This is a genomic window from Priestia sp. P1_B12_1, assembly GCF_056406695.1.
Genome location: NZ_JBFTZR010000002.1, coordinates 1021141 through 1039329, shown reverse-complemented (window position 1 = coordinate 1039329; position 18189 = coordinate 1021141). Strand labels below are relative to the sequence as shown.

The 18189-nt window shown below is 39.1% G+C and carries 13 protein-coding genes; 3 read left to right on the top strand and 10 right to left on the bottom strand.

From position 1 onward, the window contains the following. Positions 1-398 precede the first annotated feature (398 nt). On the top strand, positions 399-1475 hold the full coding sequence (locus tag AC1D0Y_RS10715; RefSeq protein WP_060747560.1) for a cyanophycinase: 1077 nt from the start codon (positions 399-401) through the stop codon (positions 1473-1475). 74 nt (positions 1476-1549) lie between these two features. On the opposite strand, the gene AC1D0Y_RS10710 is transcribed toward AC1D0Y_RS10715, so the two are convergent. The 4 genes from AC1D0Y_RS10710 to AC1D0Y_RS10695 all read right to left on the bottom strand — a co-directional run bounded on the left by AC1D0Y_RS10710 (position 1550) and on the right by AC1D0Y_RS10695 (position 9135). Next, the gene (locus AC1D0Y_RS10710) at positions 1550-3595 is read right to left on the bottom strand and encodes a sigma 54-interacting transcriptional regulator (protein ID WP_272801555.1); all 2046 of its coding nucleotides are present in this window, start codon (positions 3593-3595) and stop codon (positions 1550-1552) included. Positions 3596-3814: 219 nt separating this feature from the next. Next, positions 3815-6385, bottom strand: coding sequence for a cyanophycinase (locus AC1D0Y_RS10705; protein WP_477707563.1), 2571 nt, complete (start codon positions 6383-6385; stop codon positions 3815-3817). A 92-nt stretch (positions 6386-6477) separates the two neighbouring features. After that, positions 6478-7650: a beta-aspartyl-peptidase gene (iadA, locus tag AC1D0Y_RS10700; protein WP_286128122.1), complete on the bottom strand. Its 1173-nt coding sequence runs from the start codon at positions 7648-7650 to the stop codon at positions 6478-6480. Between the two features lie 63 nt (positions 7651-7713). Next, the gene (locus AC1D0Y_RS10695) at positions 7714-9135 is read right to left on the bottom strand and encodes a YfcC family protein (protein WP_477707562.1); all 1422 of its coding nucleotides are present in this window, start codon (positions 9133-9135) and stop codon (positions 7714-7716) included. A gap of 434 nt (positions 9136-9569) precedes the next feature. Here AC1D0Y_RS10695 and AC1D0Y_RS10690 point away from each other — a divergent pair, with 434 nt between their 5' ends. Then, positions 9570-10640: an isocitrate/isopropylmalate dehydrogenase family protein gene (locus tag AC1D0Y_RS10690; protein ID WP_098964654.1), complete on the top strand. Its 1071-nt coding sequence runs from the start codon at positions 9570-9572 to the stop codon at positions 10638-10640. Between the two features lie 39 nt (positions 10641-10679). Further along, entirely contained in the window at positions 10680-11618 is a 939-nt protein-coding gene (locus tag AC1D0Y_RS10685; RefSeq protein ID WP_098248912.1) for a nucleoside hydrolase, read from the top strand. Between the two features lie 85 nt (positions 11619-11703). On the opposite strand, the gene AC1D0Y_RS10680 is transcribed toward AC1D0Y_RS10685, so the two are convergent. From AC1D0Y_RS10680 to hutH, 6 genes are all read right to left on the bottom strand, one after another. Continuing rightward, positions 11704-11868, bottom strand: coding sequence for a hypothetical protein (locus AC1D0Y_RS10680; protein ID WP_217599329.1), 165 nt, complete (start codon positions 11866-11868; stop codon positions 11704-11706). 3 nt (positions 11869-11871) lie between these two features. Continuing rightward, positions 11872-12303 (bottom strand): MarR family winged helix-turn-helix transcriptional regulator, encoded by a 432-nt coding sequence (locus tag AC1D0Y_RS10675; RefSeq protein ID WP_136790138.1) that lies wholly within the window; start codon positions 12301-12303, stop codon positions 11872-11874. 189 nt (positions 12304-12492) lie between these two features. Then, the gene (locus AC1D0Y_RS10670) at positions 12493-13476 is read right to left on the bottom strand and encodes an agmatinase family protein (RefSeq protein ID WP_477707561.1); all 984 of its coding nucleotides are present in this window, start codon (positions 13474-13476) and stop codon (positions 12493-12495) included. Continuing rightward, the gene (hutI, locus tag AC1D0Y_RS10665; protein WP_477707560.1) at positions 13451-14740 is read right to left on the bottom strand and encodes an imidazolonepropionase; all 1290 of its coding nucleotides are present in this window, start codon (positions 14738-14740) and stop codon (positions 13451-13453) included. Before hutI ends, AC1D0Y_RS10670 begins: the two co-directional genes overlap by 26 nt. A gap of 16 nt (positions 14741-14756) precedes the next feature. Further along, on the bottom strand, positions 14757-16418 hold the full coding sequence (gene hutU / locus AC1D0Y_RS10660) for a urocanate hydratase (RefSeq protein ID WP_477707559.1): 1662 nt from the start codon (positions 16416-16418) through the stop codon (positions 14757-14759). A gap of 50 nt (positions 16419-16468) precedes the next feature. Continuing rightward, positions 16469-17980 (bottom strand): histidine ammonia-lyase, encoded by a 1512-nt coding sequence (hutH, locus tag AC1D0Y_RS10655; protein WP_098248917.1) that lies wholly within the window; start codon positions 17978-17980, stop codon positions 16469-16471. Between the last annotated feature and the right edge of the window lie 209 nt (positions 17981-18189).

The following is an 18189-nucleotide window of genomic DNA, read 5'->3' as shown; positions in this document are numbered from 1 at the left end:
TTTTCTGCGTAGAAATGCTGGTGGAAAATATTTAAGAGATGAAGATATTGATAGAATGAAGGTCTGTTTGATAAATAAGTTGCTATTGCGGACAGCTCTTCTTTTTATCCTTGTTTTTCCTTTCTATTATAATTTTAAGTTTTTAAAGGTGATTTTTCAATGAGGGATGTAATCTTGTAATAGACCTTTTTCAATTTCTTTTCAATATTAGATATCCAAGTTAGAGTCGTTCTCGGCATTTTTCGGGTGTAAAAAACCTTAATAATGACCCATAAATAACCTATATTACACATAGAGCTTTTAAAAAAAGCCTTCTTTCACTATTTTGCTGGTGTTCAATAAGTTGGTATAAAACTTGCATATTCATTTATGAACACTTATTAAAGGAGGAGAACTTTATGAAAAAAGCTGAACGTAAGAAAAGTATTAAAAAGCAAGTCATTACTTGTGCTGTTCTCGCGGCATCTCTTTTACTTCCAATCTCCACTTCCGCTGCTTCTGCACCTTATACGCTTTATCAAGTCGGAAGTACTGCAGATAAAGCTACTAGTACAAGCTTCGGACAAGTCTATATGGGCGGAAGCACCGATGTAGATGAAGCATTCAAATGGATGATCCAAAAGGCAAACGGCGGAGATTTCTTGGTTATAAGAGCGACGGGTACTGACGCCTATAATTCATATATCTATGACCTTGCCAAAAGCATAGGTAAGCCCCTTAACTCTGTTAGCACAATTGTTGTTGATGATTTAATAAGAGCAGGTTCAGACTCTTCTTTAATTGACAAAATTAACAAAGCAGAAGGCATCTTTTTTGCTGGAGGCAATCAAGCTGATTACGTAGATTTCTTAAAAGGATCGCCAGCTCTTACAGCCTTAAATAATCGTATTAATCAAGGCATTCCTTTTGGAGGAACGAGCGCCGGCACCATGATTCAAGGTGATCACGTTTATGACTCTATCTCAGCAGGCTCTACAACTTTAGATTCGAAAACAGCGCTAAACAATCCCTATAGTTCTCTTATTTCTTTTACAGATTATTTGATTCAAACCCCGCATAATAATAACATTCAAACAGACACTCATTTTGAACAACGAGATAGAATGGGACGCTTTTTAACATTTCTTGCACGTAATATTCAAGACGGAGAAGAAACTGGAACAAGCGCCAAAGGAATTGCTGTTAATGAACAGTCAGCGCTTCTGGTAGAAAAAGATGGTTCAGCTAAAGTAGTAACACAGCCAGGCTCTACAAACGCAGCTGTTTATCTAGCTAAAACGAATAAGGCGCCTACTACTTGTATAAGCGGTCAGCCGCTGACGTTTAATAATATTTCTATCTATAAACTATTTAATGGTAGCACTTTTAATCTTTCCACTTGGACGGGTTCTGGAGGGTTAGCTTATACTTTAAACGTAAATGGCGGTGTTATTACTTCCTCTACAGGAAAAGTATACGGAGGAAATCAGCCGTAAACGCCAAGTCTATGACGACACTATTTTATAGAAAAGGGAAACTTGATTAGTGAAGTTTCCCTTTCTTCCGTATATTAAGGATTGACTAAGTGCTGTTTTGTTTTTAAATGATATAGATAATGCAGTCCTTTTTCTGTTATTTTCGTTCCTGCTCTGCCTCTGCGTTTTATAATATACTCTTTTTCTTCTAGTACATCCAAACGATTTCTCACCTGCTGTTCTGTAAGAGTAAAGCCTTTTAAATGCTGTGTAATCCACTTTCTGCTTGCTGCTTTTCCTGTATCATTACACTGCTTTATCGTTTCTAACAGAGCGTGATTTTCTTGAAGTTCGATCAAGTCAACCGATTCATTTTCAATTTCATGTAAAGTATGCTCCTCCTTTTGACTACTAAGCCTATACTCTACGTCTTTTGCTTTCACTTCGTTTTCATCACAGACAGTAAGCAAATACTCGATGACTCCTTTTAATTCTCTTATATTTCCTAGCCATTCATATTCGATAAGCAGCTTCATCGCTTCTGGATGGATATGCGTCCACGTTTTTGATTTAGAAATAAAATGATGAATCAGTAAAGGAATATCGGTTCTTCTATACCTTAAAGGAGGAATCGTTAAAGATAATACGTGTAAACGATAGTACAAATCTTCTCGAAACAACCCTTCTTTCATTTTATGTAGTAAATTGTTGTGAGTAGCTGCTATTATTCTTACATTGATCGGAATAACTCTTGTCCCTCCTACCCGTCTAATTTCTTTTTCTTGAAGCACTCTTAAAAGCTGAGTTTGTAAACGCGGACTGATATCACCAATTTCATCCAGGAAGATCGTACCTTTATCAGCGCTCTCAAACAGCCCTTTTTTGCCGCCTTTTTGGGCTCCTGTAAAACTGGCTTCTTCATACCCAAACAGCTCACTTTCTAGCAATGTATCGGTCATGGCACTGCAATTCACGGCAAGAAACGGTCCGTTTTTACGTGTAGAATGATTATGGATGGCCTGAGCAAACAGCTCTTTTCCTGTACCGGTTTCTCCTTGAATTAAAATAGGGTACTCAGTAACCGCCATTTTCCGGGAAATTTCCATCGTTTTAAGCAAAGCTGGGTGTTCTCCGATAATATCTTGATAATTATACTTAGCAGAAAAGCCGTTTTTTCTAAGTTCCGACTGCGCTTTTCCTTCTATTTCAACAGCTTGATTCACACTTTTAAACGTTGCTACCGTAGTATTGCTTTCCTGAATCATAGACTTATAGATAACCATTTCGTATCCGTTTACGTTAAAGTACTGACTTTTCTCGTCGGACGATGTAATAAACTCCACAAGGCCTTCGTTAGAAATGACATGTTGAATTTCACGATCTACAACATCAGAAGAAGATAGCTGAAACAATGATTCTAACCTTTTATTAAATAACGTAATTCTTTTATTGAAATCCACGGCCAGGATCCCATCTTCTACTACATTTACAACACTCTTTACATGGAGGTGAAGTTCTTTCATTTGCCCTTCTGCTTCTATTAGCTTTTTTTGCAGCTCAATAATATTTCGCAAATAGCGATCCCAAATAATTGAATGATTAGACTGATGAAAACCAAATGATTTTATAAGTTCAAAAATGGTCGCCATATCAAAAAGCCTAACGCCTATATCAATTACATGTTTTACATATGGCGGACATAAGTGAATCTCACCTGGAGAAACAGCAACTTCCACACCTTCGTAATAGGTCTTTTGCTTTTTAAAAGGAATAAACTGAACATGATTAATACCTACTTGATAGAGAGATTCTATTAATTTAAGGGTTTCTTTATCGTCATCGTTTACAATTAATACTTTTGTATGGGCAGGGATTTGCAGCAATTCATTTATATGTTTATGGTGAATTGTTCTATTTCCTACAATTTCATGTGCATGCTGAACGTCTAATCTGTCCTTCATTTCGTGCTTTATACTCTCTGATGAGTAGAGTACAACATCGCCATCAATTTCACCCGGTAATTCTTCGTCAATCGCAAAGCATTCAATAAAAATGTAATCGTCTAGCAGCTCTTTTAATTGATTGTGCAAAATGATTCTAGTTTGCTTGCTTCCTGTTATTAAAACTAATTTCTTTTTCATCGTATGAACACCTTTCTACGGGCCTTTAAATTTGCTTGCCTTCAGAGATTAGTCTTGGGATACTGTACCTATCATTTTATACGTTGCCCTCCATTTCATCTAGCGGACGTTTGTCCCTATTGTAAATAAAAACAAGTAGAAAAAAGTGCCTCCGCTTTAATAGGTGGAGGCACAATATGCTAAAGTGCTAGATGCATTGAATTACTGTCTGTTCTCTTTTTATTTAATAGCTACTTTTATTGGTTTGATATCTAAGGCTACCTTTACAATGGAATAATCGTCTTTTTGACCGTCTGTATAAGCCCAATACCCATTGCTTTCGGGGCTTTTTCGGAAGGTAAGCTCAAATCCTTTGTTTTGGTTAAACGCATAGCTCTTTATTTCTTTGCTCTGAGCGTTATCAATAAGATCGTAAGCTAAAAACTTTCTTAATACACCGTGTGGAGAGAAAAGACCTGTATTTGGTCCAACCTTTTCACTGTAGTATTCATTTTTTCTAGTAGACGTTTTAGCTGGGTTTATGACGATTTCTTTTGTTGTGATATTTACTTTATCGCCTGGAGTAATACAAGAGATAACAATATTTTTGTAATCACTCGGAAATTTGTCATTTGTCTGTACCTTCGCTAAGTCAACTAGCGTAATACCGCCTCTTCCCACAACTTCTATTTGTTTTTCTTTATTATTTACCACCATAGCAGTATCTTCATCAATTCCGTATGAAAGCTGATTTTTATTTCCTTTTTCATATGCTGTTGCAATAAGACGTCCGAGTCTTGCTTTGTTGTCAAAATGCTGATCTACAAGACCGTATTGAAAGAAGCCAAGGCCTTTTTCCAAATAAGCAGGCCCTTGTTCTTGCTGAGTCATATCATCATATGTGTCTGTAAACCCGTACGAAAGAGCTCCGTAGCTATCTCCGCCTGCGAGCATAGTATTACTCATAATTGCCGCGCCGGCGCTCGTACCGCCAAGTACTGCCCCGTTTTTATACGTATGCCATATAGCTTGTAAAACTTTTGAGTCCGAGCCATTTTCATTACGCAAGGAGCCCGTAATCAAGGTTTGATCTCCTCCTACAAACCAAATGCCCGTTAGCCCTTTAACTTTTTGCGCTAGTTTATCACTGTTTATATTTGTTTTCCAGGTCGACTCATTTTCAGAAGTTCCTTTAAAGTCATGGTTCGAAATAGGTAAAATCTCTATATTTTCTGCTTTCACTCCGTATTTAATTAAATCACTTTTAAACTGATTAGAAGAGTCGAACTTAGTACTCGCTGCAGGCACAATTCCTATTTTGGCTTGTTTTCCTCCTGCAAGATTAATAAACTTGTTATACACGCTTGAATTGCTGCTGCCAAGCGCTCCGCCTGCAATTAAAAGATTACCTTTGATCGAATCGTATGCAGGACTTTCAGATGAAGAAAAAGTAGATTTTTTATACGTTAAACTAGTTTTTTTATCCGGCTGGAATTTGAAGGTTTTGGGCGTAATATCCATTTTGACATTTACAATGGAATAGTCATCTTTTTGTCCGTCAGTATATCTCCAGTAGCCGTTTGTATCATTCTCCTTTTGAAAAGCAATTTCGTAACCAGACCCTCTACTGTCATAAACATAGCTGCTAGCAGATTTCATCGATTCATTGTCAACAAGAGAATAGGATAAATAAGCCTTTAATCTTCCATAGGGTGTAAAAACACCCGTAGCAGGCAGCGCGCTAAAGGAATTATATTCAAATCCTTTCGTTTCTACTTTCTCTTTTGGAAATTCAAATGATTTTAAATGATAGTCAATTTGATCTCCAGGAGATAAGTAACTAACTTTTATGTTCGCTAAGCCTGAACGCGCTTTTTGCTTAGATGTATAGCTCGAAGCTGATTTTAGCTTAGCTTCGCTCATATCCAAGACGGCTACTCCGCTTCGTCCAACAACTTCAATCTTTTGATCTTTATTGTTAACGACCATAGCCGTATCTTCGTCCACACCGTATGCAAAGTTTTTTTCTTTGTCACGTTCAGAAATATATGCAGCTACTGCAAGTCGCCCAAGTCGTGCTCGTTCATCCATGTGCTGATCAATTATGCCGTGTTGGAAAAACCCCAGCCCTTTTTGAATTGACAGGGGCTCGTACTCTTTTTGACTGCGTTTGTTTTTGCTTACATGTTTATTTTCCTTGTTTTCTAAACTGTCTTTTAACGCTCCTAGACTGTCTCCTCCTGTAATCATGACGTCACTCATAATTGCAGCTCCTGCACTTGTGCCTCCGATTACTGCTCCTTTACGATATATATCCCAAATAGCTTTTAACGCTTCAGAATCACTTCCATTATTTTGACGAAGAGAATCCACAATTTTGGTTTGATCTCCTCCAACAAACCAAACTGCCGTTAGTCCTTTAATCGTACGGGATAACTCCTTATCATTTACTTGATTCTTCCAGGTTGATTCGTCCTTTTGTGTATCAGAAAAATCGTGATTTGAAACGGGAAGTATTTGAATAGAATCTGAGTTTGCTCCGTATTTCACGAGGTCTTCCTTAAACTTTTCAGAAGACTGCAGCGTTGTGCTAGCAGCTGGAATAATCCCTACTTTTGCTTTTTCTTTTCCTCCAGCAAGCGAGAGGAATTTTTCATATATGTCGTCATTGGATGTTCCTACACCTCCGCCTGCAATAACAAGGCTGCCTTTAATGTCTCCAGTATTTTCTTGTGCTTTTGCAAGCAGCGGTGTACTCAAAGAAGAAAGTAATGTAAAGCTGATAAGACATGAAACAAGTTTCTTTTTCATTTGAAAGATCCTTTCCACGCAAATTTTAATACCTTTTTCTAATTAGCTCGTATCCTTCCGCGATACTTTCGTTAAATGATGTTTAAAACCTGTTATTCAAACGTTCCTTTCACAACAGGGACACCGTCTTTTACCATTACTTTACCTTGAGCAAAAACTGTTTTAATTGTTAGTGTCTCTTTGTCTAAAAGGACTAAATCTGCATCTTTTCCAGGTTGAATATGCCCTTTATTGTCCAGTTTTAATACTTTGGCAGGATTAGACGTAATGACTTGAAGAGCTGTTTCTAACGGCACTGATTCTTCTAATACTGCATCTCGTACTTCTTGAAATAAAGAAGACACTTTTCCAACTTGAAGCCCTTTATAGTCTCCGTTATCATCAAAAAACGGCAGGCTCGCTTGTCCATCGGATGAGAACGTAATGCTCGAGATTGGAACTTCTTCTTCAAGCATGATACGTAACCCTTTGCTGCACTTAACTTCGCCTTCTTCTAAAAAATATGGAATGGTGCTAGTTGTAAAATCTACATAGCCACCTCGTTTTGCAAATTGAATTCCTTCTTTAAAAAGTTCTTCATTTCGATTAATATGTGTAGGATGAAACTGACGAATTGGCAGATCTGTTTTATCTGCGATTTGATTTAATAAAGATAATTTCCGTTCCCCGTCTCCTACATGAACTTCTAATATTCCGGCTTTCCCTGATAAAATCCCTCCATTGCGGGCAGCAGAAGCCGCCTTTACCAGTTCTTCAAATGTCGGTTCAGAGGAACGGTGGTCAGAAATGGCAATTTCACCTACTCCGATAATTTTATCAATTAAAATAAGATCTTCTTCGATGCTGGTAGTTAACGTTTTTACTGGTATTTGATAAGAACCTGTGTGAATAAAGCAGCTAATTCCTTCTTCTTCTAATCCTCTTGCTTTAGCAAGAAGACTTTCCATTCTTCTTGTTGTACCGTCTGTTCCAAGTACACCTACAATAGTTGTAACACCGGCAGTCGTTGCATCGGTTAACATTAGTTCAGGCGTGCGTGTTTTATATCCGCCTTCTCCTCCTCCGCCAATAATATGAACATGTGAGTCAATAAAGCCTGGAGCTATAACATCATTAGCAGCGTCTACAACATGAATAGGAATGGACGTATTTACATGATCAATACAATCCTCTATAAGGATGATTTTGCTGTTTGCAAGCAATACGTCTTTTTTTCCTAAATACTCTGGTGCATATACTTCTGCGTTTTTGATTAAGGTTAACAACTTCTATTCCTCCTACTAGTAAGCTCAACTTACGAATAACATTTTTCTATATAATTTTAATGCTTAAAATGGTCCGTAATTGATAAAATAAGCAATCACAACGGCAATTAAACCAATCACATATTGAATAAGGACTAACGGCAACACCCATTTGGCCCACTTTGTCCATGAAATTCCCGCAATCGCTAAACCAGCCATTAATGTTCCAGCTGTCGGGAAGATAATATTTCCAATGCCGTCTGCAAAAGAAAAAGATAATACTGCTGTTTGCCTTGTAATATCAAGTAAATCTGCAAGAGGCGTCATGATTGGCATCGTCAGCATCGCATGACCTGTTCCAGATGCTAAAATAAGATGAATCAGCGCTTGGAAGTTATAGATTCCGATGACGCTTAAATATCCCGGAATATGCTGAATAGCTCCAGATACTTGATGAAGCATAGGGTCTACAATATGTCCTTCATTTAAAACAACAAGAACAGCACGAGAAGCTCCGATAACAAGCGCTCCTCCAACTAGTGCTGCTGCCCCGTTTGTAAACGACTTAACCGTATTTTCAACAGAGAGCCTTCCAATAATCCCAATTACAACTGTCAAAATGACAAATAAAGAGGCAATTTCAGTAATGTACCATTTGTACTTAATAACGCCAAAAGCAAGAATTACATAGTTAACAAGAAATGCTGCCATAATCCATTTATGCTTTCTAGTTAACTTGGCATCCGAGTTTAAAAGTTTATTTGCGCTGGTTATGCTGTATTTTCCGTACGTCCCAATAGAAGGACTTTTTTTCACTTTCATCGCATATCGGTAGACAAACCAAACTGAAACAGCGTAAACAACTACAAACAAGATGAGTCGAAAGCCCATTCCAGAAAACATAGGAAGCTCTGCTACTCCTTGTGCAACACCCACTGTAAATGGATTCATAACTGCCGTAGTAAAACCAGCCGATGCGCCAATTAAAACAATAGCAGTCCCTGTTAATGCATCGAATCCAAGAGCAAGTGCCAGGGGAATTAAAAGAGGAATATAGGCTAGCGTTTCTTCCGCCATCCCCATTAAAGAACCGCCTACTGCAAAAAATAGCATCATAACAGGAATTAATAATTTTTCTCGGGTAGCAAGTTTTTTAGCCATCGTTGTAATTAATACATCTACTGTCCCTGTAGCGCTTAGTACACCAAAGAAACCACCGATAATTAATACAAAAAAGATAATGTCGGCTCCTTCTACCATTCCTGTATGTATCGCTTTGACCATATCAAAGAATCCAACAGGTGTAGAATCAATCCATTTAAACGATTGAGGATCTACCGTTGTTCTCCCGTCTACTTCTACACGCGCATATTCTCCAGCTGGCAAGATATACGTTAAAATGGTAGCAATCACAAGAAAGCCTAACAATAAAGCAAAAACGTTTATTTTCCTCTCTTTTTTTCGTACATGATTTAATGAACTCATTTCCTTTTGCGGTTCACTCATCCTTCTTCTCCCCTTCATTGTGAAATAATAACTTTAAACAGACATCTCGTTCTTTAAAAGCAGTTTCCTTATCTGCGACTACATATTGCTCCTTTCTTTTGTATTCCTCATATACAGTACAAGCAATTTTCGTGCCAACGTAGAACCGTTTAATTTTCTGAATTATGATATAATTAAATCGTGTTTTAGGTGTTAATTGGGTGTTTTTAAAAAATCAACAGCGCCAATTAAGATGTTGGTTGATAGAAAATCTGAAGCACGAAGCATTAGCTAGTTCTTTTTTTAAAAAGCTGCAAAAAGAAAGATAAAAGAATTTAATCTATAAACATAAAAAAATACTATTTTATTATTGTCTTTTCTTTAAGTAGATTAATACTATAAACCTTCAATCTATTTATAAAAGCATTGCGCATAATGAAAGGGTGTTCAAAACAATGACTGTTTATCGTTTCGGGGTATTGGCCGGTGATGGCATCGGGCCGGAGATTGTCGATGCCGCAGTTAAGGTAGTTAAAACTGCTTCTTGCAAAGCAGGAGTAAAAATGGAATGGATTTATCTGCCTATGGGATGGGAAGGAATTAAACAATATAACGATCCTCTTCCAGAAGTAACGATAGATGCTTTAAAACATACGCATGGATGGATACTTGGCCCGCATGATTCTGCGGCTTACCCTCTTGAACACAAAGAAAAGCGTAATCCTAGCGGAGAGCTTCGTCACAGTTTAGATCTTTACGCAAATATTCGCCCTGCTAAAACAATGCAAGGTATTAAAAGCGTCGTGAAAAAAGCTGATTTAGTGATCGTCCGAGAAAATACAGAAGGATTTTATGCCGATCGTAATATGTATTCTGGACACGGGGAATGGCAGATTACAAAAGACGTTGTGGTGACATCGGGGGTATTTACGCGAAAAGCTGTAGAAAGAATTGCACATGAAGCTTTTGCATTGGCCATGCAGCGTCATAAAAAAGTAACAATCGTACATAAAGCAAATGTTTTAAAATTAAGTACCGGACTATTTCTAAACGTTTGTCGAGAAATAGCTGAGCAATATCCTGAAGTAAAAGTGGACGACTACCATATCGATGCCATGGCTGCTCATCTCGTACGTCGTGCAGCCGATTTCGATGTCATTGTGACAGAAAACATGTACGGTGATATTCTTTCAGATTTAGCCGGCGAGCTTGTAGGAAGCTTAGGATTAGCCGCTTCTCTTAATGCAAATGAACATATCGCTATGGCACAAGCAGCTCATGGTTCTGCGCCAGATATCGCAGGTTTGAACATAGCAAACCCAACCGGTATTATTTCTTCAGCAGCCATGCTACTGAAATGGCTGGCTGAAAAACATGCGGATCACAAACTTACAGAAGTGGCTGCTACAGTAGAACACGCACTTTATCAAACGCTCCAAGCTGAAGTAAAAACGAAAGATTTAGGCGGACATGCCTCTACGTCGGAGTTTACAGAAGCTATTTTAGAAAAAATAAAATCCATGTAAAATTAACAGCAATTTATCCATTCTATAGAGGTGATCATAATGAAAAAAAGAAAGATTATTATGGACTGTGATCCAGGTCATGATGATGCTATTGCTATCATTTTGGCTGCCGCACGACCGGAATTAGATATTTTAGCGATTACAACTGTTTCAGGAAACGCAGAAATTGAAAAAACGACGATGAATGCTTTGAAAGTGTGTGATTTAGTATCGTTACATAACGTGATGGTTTCAAAAGGAGCAAGCGAACCAATGATGCGCAGACGTGAAAACGCGCCTAGTATACACGGGGATTCAGGATTAGACGGCCCTGAGTTCCCAGCTCTCTCTCGCAGCTGGAGCGAAGAACACGGAGTAGATACTATTATACGAATGGTCAAAGAGTCAGAAGATCCCGTTACGCTTTTGCCTACCGGTCCTTTAACGAACATTGCTTTAGCTTTAATAAAAGCTCCAGAAATGAAAGAAAACATTGAAGAGATTATCCTTATGGGCGGTGGAACCTTCGGGAACTGGACGCCAACGGCTGAGTTTAATATTTGGGCAGATCCAGAAGCGGCTAAAAAAGTGTTTGATAGCGGCATTCCACTCGTAGTAATGGGGTTAGATATTACGCATCAAGCCGTTGCAACAGATAATGTTATTAACCAAGTGATGAACATTGATAATAACGTAGCAAAAAAGGTGGGTGAATTATTAGCATTTTTTAAATCTACCTATAAGGAAACGTTTGGTTTTGATGGCCCTCCTGTTCACGATGTATTAACCGTTGCTTATTGCATAGCTCCAGAACTATTTACCCTAAAGGAAGTTAATATCGTAGTAGAAACACGCGGAGAATATACCGCTGGAACAACTTCAGTTGATTTGCTTGGAGTTACAGGAAGGAAAGCAAATGCGAAGTTTGGTTTAACCCTTGATGTCGATGGATTTTGGGATCTGATGCTTGAAGCTCTTAAAACGTATTCCGCTTCGTAAAATTCATCTAGAAGATAAATTTTATAGAGGCAGCACCAGAACGTCGAGTTCGCAACTTGCTGGTGCTGTCTTACGTTTATTCATACTATCTAGCTGTTTTTTTCGCTTTTTGATTGAGCATTACCGTAATGATTGAAGCAACAATAACACCTGTAATTAAACAGTTTGATATATCTTTATAAATTACTCCCATTACTGTCCCGCCTATAACGCCTACACTAATGAGTGAAATTCGTTCCCATTGATTCATAATTTATCCCTCCATCTTTTTTAATAAAACATTTAATTTATGAAGAGCAAACTGCAGGTCTAATTGCTCTTCATCATTTAACTTCGCAAGATTTGTATGAAAGTTACTATAAACCCCTCTCCATTTTTCCTCTTGAATACTTTTTCCTTTAGACGTTAATGAGACTAAAACTGCACGCTTATCTCGCGGATCAGGCATTTTGATTAAATATCCTTCATTTTCTAATTCACTGATAACATTCGTTAACTGTTGTTTGGCAATATTTAATCCATTACTAATTTCCTTAATATTCAAATCTCTTTTTTTCATATACATAAATTCAACTACGTGATTTTGTAAATGTGTTAATTTCACTTCATTTTTGTTTAAATTCTTGAAGTTTTTAAATAAAACCGGTATTAAAGCGATATATTCCTTAGCCAGCTTTTCCTTCATGAGATATCCACCTTCTTTAGTAAATATATTATTACTAAATTTGAATAAAAACAATAAAAATCGTTTATTTTAGTAAAAATATATTTACTAAAACCCATACATACTTCTAAAGTTATTTTATCCCAATCTCAACAATCGTTTATGAAGCTTATAAAAAGAGCCATAAAAAAAGTAAGGAAGCACACTTCCTTACTTTCTGTTTGCAACGCCCGTTAAAAAATTCAAAAACACGTGTACGCCTGCTTTCACGGTAATTTCTCCTACATCACGCAGCGGATCTAGACATACAATGTCCATTGCTTGAACAAGGGGATGACTCCCCGCGGTGTATACTGCTTCAAATAACTCATCTGTCCTCATTCCGCCTGTCGTTCCTGCTGGAACTCCCGGTGCGTAAGCGATATCCAACACATCCATATCAACTGTTAAATAGATCATATCTACCTCTTTGCTCAGCTGTTTTAATGCTTCTTTCACGGTATGATTTATTCCTGCTTTTCTTGCTTGCAGTAACGTTACATAATGAACGCCTTTGCTATCTGCATATTCCTTTAACGATTTGGAATTATAAAACCCGTGAAGTCCGATATTCCATACATGAGCTGCATCAATCGTGTTGCTTTCGATTAAATTTCGTATAGGGGTTCCGTTAGAAGGACCGTTATCTTCTAAGCTGCGTAAGTCAAAGTGCGTATCAAACTGTAAAATCCCTATTTTCTGTTCGGGATATGACTCTTTCCACCCTTTTACTAACATAGCTGTAATAGAATGATCTCCTCCAAGCATAATAGGCAGCGCGTGCGGATGACATTTCCGCATAGACGTCATCGCTTCTTTTATATACTGATGAGACTTCCCTATATCCGTTACGTGCTGTTTGACGTCTCCTAAATCCAACACTGACAAGGAAGTCAAATCCGTATCATACTCAATATGATACGGGTTAAAGGATTTCCAGAGCTTCCTCATGGCCATTGGCGTCTCACTGGCTCCAGAAGCGCTAATGGAAGATCTTGAAAGAGGCACGCCCAAGACCGTAATATCTATCGATGTAAAGTCGACGTTGCTCCCATCTTCAACTGTCTGAATCCAATCACTTACTTTGGGATCAGAAGTACTTTGACGCTGCCAGCAAAAAGGCGGTCGATCAAGCTGTGGGTACGGATAGTTCATGTAAAACACCGCCTTCAACCACAACTTTTCCATCTTTTAATACCGTGTCTACAAGATTTACGGCATAGTTATACTGCAGCGTTTGGTAATTGGGAGCGTCAAATAGCACTAAATCGGCTTTTTTACCTACTTCAATACTGCCGATTTGATCCCCTTTGCAAATGGCATGAGCCGCGTTGATCGTACAAGCGGTTAAAACTTCTGCTGGCGTCATCTTCATCGTTAAACAAGCTAAATTCATAATAAACGGCAGCGATTCCGTAGGAGAAGACCCTGGGTTTCGATCTGTAGACAAAGCAACAGGCACTCCTGCTTCGATCATTTTCCTAGCACGCGCCGGCTCTTCCATTAAAAAGAATGCAGTACCCGGCAATAGAACGGCTATAACTCCCCTTTCAGCCATTTGCTTAATTCCTTGATCCGATGCTTTTAACAAATGATCCGCGGACACAGCTCCCACTTTAGCCGCTAATTCTGCCCCGCCAAAAGACACAATTTCATCGGCGTGGATTTTAGATTTTAGTCCGTATGCTTTTCCAGCTTGTAAAATACGATCTGACTGTTCAACTGTAAACACGCCTTCTTCACAAAATACATCACAAAACTCCGCTAGCTCTTCTTTTGCAACGATTGGTATCATTTCTTCGATAACGAAACGAACAAACTCATCTTCATTTCCTTTGTACTCAACTGGCACCGCATGAGCTCCCATAAAGGTTGAAACAACATCTACCGGATGCTGTTCATTCAGTTTCTTCGCAACTTTTAATTGTTTGATTTCATCTTTAAGATTTAAACCGTACCCGCTTTTGGCTTCGACAGTTGTAACTCCGTACTGCAGAAATTTATTTAAACGTTTTGTAGATTGCTTGATTAGCTCCTCTTCCGTTGCTTGTCGTGTACTAACGGTTGTTTGTAAAATTCCTCCTCCCGCTTTTAAAATATCAATATACTTTGCCCCGTTTAAGCGCATTTCTAATTCTTTTTCACGACTGCCGCCAAACACAAGGTGAGTGTGGGGATCAATCAACCCAGGCGTTACGATTTTTTCTTCGGCATCAATTATATTAATAGGTTCATCAATATGCTCAAGGTATTCCTGCGCTTTGACGTCAGGCCCAGCAAATACAATTCTTCCATTTTTCACGAGTACGCTGCCATTTTCAATGATTCCTAGATCTGACATTTCCTCCGATCGTCTAGGCTGACTTCCTCCTTTAACCGTAATGACTTGTGCAGCGCATTTGATATACGTAATAGTCATACGTATCCCTCCTTTTTTATTCATTTAACGCAGGAATTTGTATTCCTTTTTCTTTTGCAGTTTGAATGGCCTTATCATAGCCGGCGTCTACATGACGAACTACACCCATGCCTGGGTCTGTTGTTAAAACACGTTCTAGACGTTTGGCGGCTTCTTCCGTCCCGTCTGCTACTACAACCATTCCAGCGTGAAGAGAATACCCCATACCTACTCCTCCTCCGTGGTGAACAGATACCCAGCTTGCGCCTGCTGCCGTATTTACTAATGCATTCAAAATCGGCCAGTCTGCTACTGCATCACTGCCGTCTTTCATCGCTTCAGTTTCACGGTTTGGCGACGCCACAGAACCGGCATCTAGATGATCTCTGCCAATAACGATAGGCGCTGACAGTTCTCCGGACGCCACCATATCATTAATAATTTTTCCAAAGCGCGCTCTTTCTCCGTAGCCTAGCCAACAAATACGCGCAGGCAATCCTTGAAACTCAATTTTTTCTCTCGCCATTTTAATCCAGTTGCAAAGATGCGTATTATCCGAAAACTCACGTAAAATGACTTCATCTGTTTTATAAATATCCTCTGGGTTTCCTGACAAAGCGACCCATCGAAACGGTCCTTTTCCTTCACAGAACTGCGGACGGATATACGCTGGGACAAATCCCGGGAAATCAAATGCATTCGTGATGCCTTCATCAAGCGCCACTTGGCGAATATTATTGCCATAGTCAAAAGCAACCGCGCCTTTTCTTTGCATCTCTAACATGGCTTGAACGTGGATAGCCATACTTGCTTTTGATTGTTTTATATATTCATTTGGATTTGTATTCCGCAATCTTTCTCCTTCTGCTAAGCTGACTCCAATCGGCAAATATCCGTTAAGTGGATCATGTGCCGATGTTTGATCCGTCACAATATCTGGGATAAATCCTCGCTCTATCATTTCAGGAAGAATCTCGGCTGCATTTCCAACTAATCCAATGGAAAGCGCTTTGCCCAATTTTTTTGCATCTTCAGCTAACGTGATTGCATCAGCTACACTTTCGACTACCGTATCGCAATATTTTGTTTCGATACGTTTTTCAATACGCGTGCGATCAACATCAATTCCAATTACAACGCCGCCTGCCATCGTAACAGCTAGTGACTGTGCACCTCCCATTCCTCCTAATCCAGCTGTTACCGTAATCGTTCCTTTCAAAGTTCCGTTAAAATGCTGGTTGGCACACTCAGCAAATGTTTCATACGTTCCTTGAACAATGCCTTGGCTTCCGATATAAATCCAGCTTCCTGCAGTCATTTGTCCGTACATCATTAACCCTTTTTTATCAAGCTCATGGAACGTCTCCCAATTTGCAAAAGCAGGAACAAGATTCGAATTCGCTAATAAAACACGCGGTGCATCACTGTGGGTTTTAAAAACCGCAACAGGCTTACCGGACTGTATGAGAAGCGTTTCATCATCTTCTAACTCTTTTAACGCTGCGACAATACGCTCGAACGCCTCCCAGTTACGGGCTGCTTTTCCGATTCCTCCGTATACGACTAACTTTTCCGGATGCTCCGCTACTTCAGAATCTAAATTGTTGAGAAGCATGCGAAGAGCAGCTTCTTGTACCCAGCCTTTTGTCGTTAGTTCCGTCCCACGAGGTGCTTTCATCCCACTTTGTTTTGTCTCCATTTTGTTTTCCTCCTCTATAAAAATGAAAAACTGTTAAACGAACATTTTTATTACAGCGCTAGTTCATAATTAGTATCTTGCACAAAGGTTTTGAAATCAGCTGCTAACACTTCAATATCACGTGAGAAAATTCGATCTTTAGTAATGGTTGGTACGGTTTTTCTAATTCTGGAATAAATTTTTCTTGTTTCCGAAGCCAGTTTATCCACCCCTTGAATATCGGCTGCTTGAGCCGCACAAATTGCTTCAATCGATAGAACCCTTCGTGTATTTTGGATAATTTGATAAGCATGACGTGCAGCAGTCGTTCCCATGCTGACATGATCTTCTTGATTCGCTGAAGATGGGATAGAATCGACACTTGATGGATGCGCTAATACTTTATTTTCGGAAACTAATGAAGCAGCAGCGTATTGAGTAATCATGAGCCCGGATTCTAAACCAGGATCTGCACTTAAAAATGCCGGCAGCCCGCTAAGCTGAGGGTTTACTATTCGTTCAATGCGCCGTTCAGAAATATTCCCAAGCTCCGCCATTGCAATTCCTAGAAAATCCATAGCAAACGCAATGGGCTGCCCGTGAAAGTTCCCTCCAGAAATTACTTTGCCGCTGTCGGCAAAGATGAGCGGGTTATCGGTTGCTGAATTAATTTCAATTAACAGCTTTTCTTTTACATAATTTAAAACTTGATAAATAGCACCATGAACTTGAGGAATGCAGCGCAGTGAATAAGCATCTTGCACTCTTATTTGACCTTGAGAAGTAGTTAATTGACTGCCTTCTAAATATGAAAGAATTCGGGCAGCTACCTGCTGTTGTTCCGGATAAGGTCTTACTCCATGAGACTCGGGCATGAATGCATCTAAAATGCCTTGCAGGCCTTCTAACGTCAGTGCTGCAATCCCGTCAGCAAGATCTGCTAGCTTTTGAGCTTCAAGGTACGAAACTACTCCTACAGCTGTCATTGCCTGAGTGCCGTTGATTAAAGCTAGCCCTTCTTTTGCTTGTAATTGGATAGGCTCAAGCCCCGCTAGCTTTAAAGCTTCTTCTCCTTGCATTCGCTGACCATTATATACAGCTTCTCCTTCTCCAACTAACAGCAGCGCTAGATGTGATAATGGAGCTAAGTCACCGCTAGCTCCAAGTGAACCTTGACTTGGGATAACTGGCACTACATTTTGGTTTAAGCAATCGATAAGCAGCTGCAAGGTTTCCAGTCGTATGCCTGAATACCCTTTAGCCAATGCATTTGCTCGTAAAAGCAGCATCACTCTGCTTACCTCTAAAGAAAATGGTTCTCCTAGTCCGCAGGCATGACTCCGAATCAAGTTAATCTGCAGATCAGCTAAGTCCATTTTTGAAATAACCGTATCGCTAAACTTTCCGAATCCAGTATTTACTCCGTAAATTACGTTGTTGTTCGTAATACTCTCTTCAACTAACGTTCTGCTTTTTTGGATATGTTCAACTGCGTGATCGCTAATTTTTACGGAGTATCCTTGGTAAATAACTTTGTAGATTTGGTCGAACGTCAGTGAATTTCCGTCGATTTGAATAAACATCATACCCGCTCCCTTGTTAAACTGTAGACTACTTTTTTTTGAACACAAAAAGGGGCTATATCAAAGAGGAAACAAGCTCCTTTTGATATAGCCCCCTATAAACTAACCTACCTACACTATGGGCTTTTATTAATAATTGGCATTTCAACTTATACATACAAACAATCGCTAAATGACTAAATCACTATACACTTTAAGCTGTACAACTT

Bases quoted from the DNA above. Each gene is read 5' to 3' on its own strand.
- AC1D0Y_RS10715 (WP_060747560.1), top strand. From the start codon at position 399: ATGAAAAAAGCTGAACGTAAGAAAAGTATTAAAAAGCAAGTCATTACT.
- AC1D0Y_RS10710 (WP_272801555.1), bottom strand. From the start codon at position 3,595: ATGAAAAAGAAATTAGTTTTAATAACAGGAAGCAAGCAAACTAGAATC.
- AC1D0Y_RS10705 (WP_477707563.1), bottom strand. From the start codon at position 6,385: ATGAAAAAGAAACTTGTTTCATGTCTTATCAGCTTTACATTACTTTCT.
- AC1D0Y_RS10695 (WP_477707562.1), bottom strand. From the start codon at position 9,135: ATGAGTGAACCGCAAAAGGAAATGAGTTCATTAAATCATGTACGAAAA.
- AC1D0Y_RS10690 (WP_098964654.1), top strand. From the start codon at position 9,570: ATGACTGTTTATCGTTTCGGGGTATTGGCCGGTGATGGCATCGGGCCG.
- AC1D0Y_RS10685 (WP_098248912.1), top strand. From the start codon at position 10,680: ATGAAAAAAAGAAAGATTATTATGGACTGTGATCCAGGTCATGATGAT.
- AC1D0Y_RS10680 (WP_217599329.1), bottom strand. From the start codon at position 11,868: ATGAATCAATGGGAACGAATTTCACTCATTAGTGTAGGCGTTATAGGC.
- AC1D0Y_RS10675 (WP_136790138.1), bottom strand. From the start codon at position 12,303: ATGAAGGAAAAGCTGGCTAAGGAATATATCGCTTTAATACCGGTTTTA.
- AC1D0Y_RS10670 (WP_477707561.1), bottom strand. From the start codon at position 13,476: ATGAACTATCCGTACCCACAGCTTGATCGACCGCCTTTTTGCTGGCAG.
- hutI (WP_477707560.1), bottom strand. From the start codon at position 14,740: ATGACTATTACGTATATCAAATGCGCTGCACAAGTCATTACGGTTAAA.
- hutU (WP_477707559.1), bottom strand. From the start codon at position 16,418: ATGGAGACAAAACAAAGTGGGATGAAAGCACCTCGTGGGACGGAACTA.
- hutH (WP_098248917.1), bottom strand. From the start codon at position 17,980: ATGTTTATTCAAATCGACGGAAATTCACTGACGTTCGACCAAATCTAC.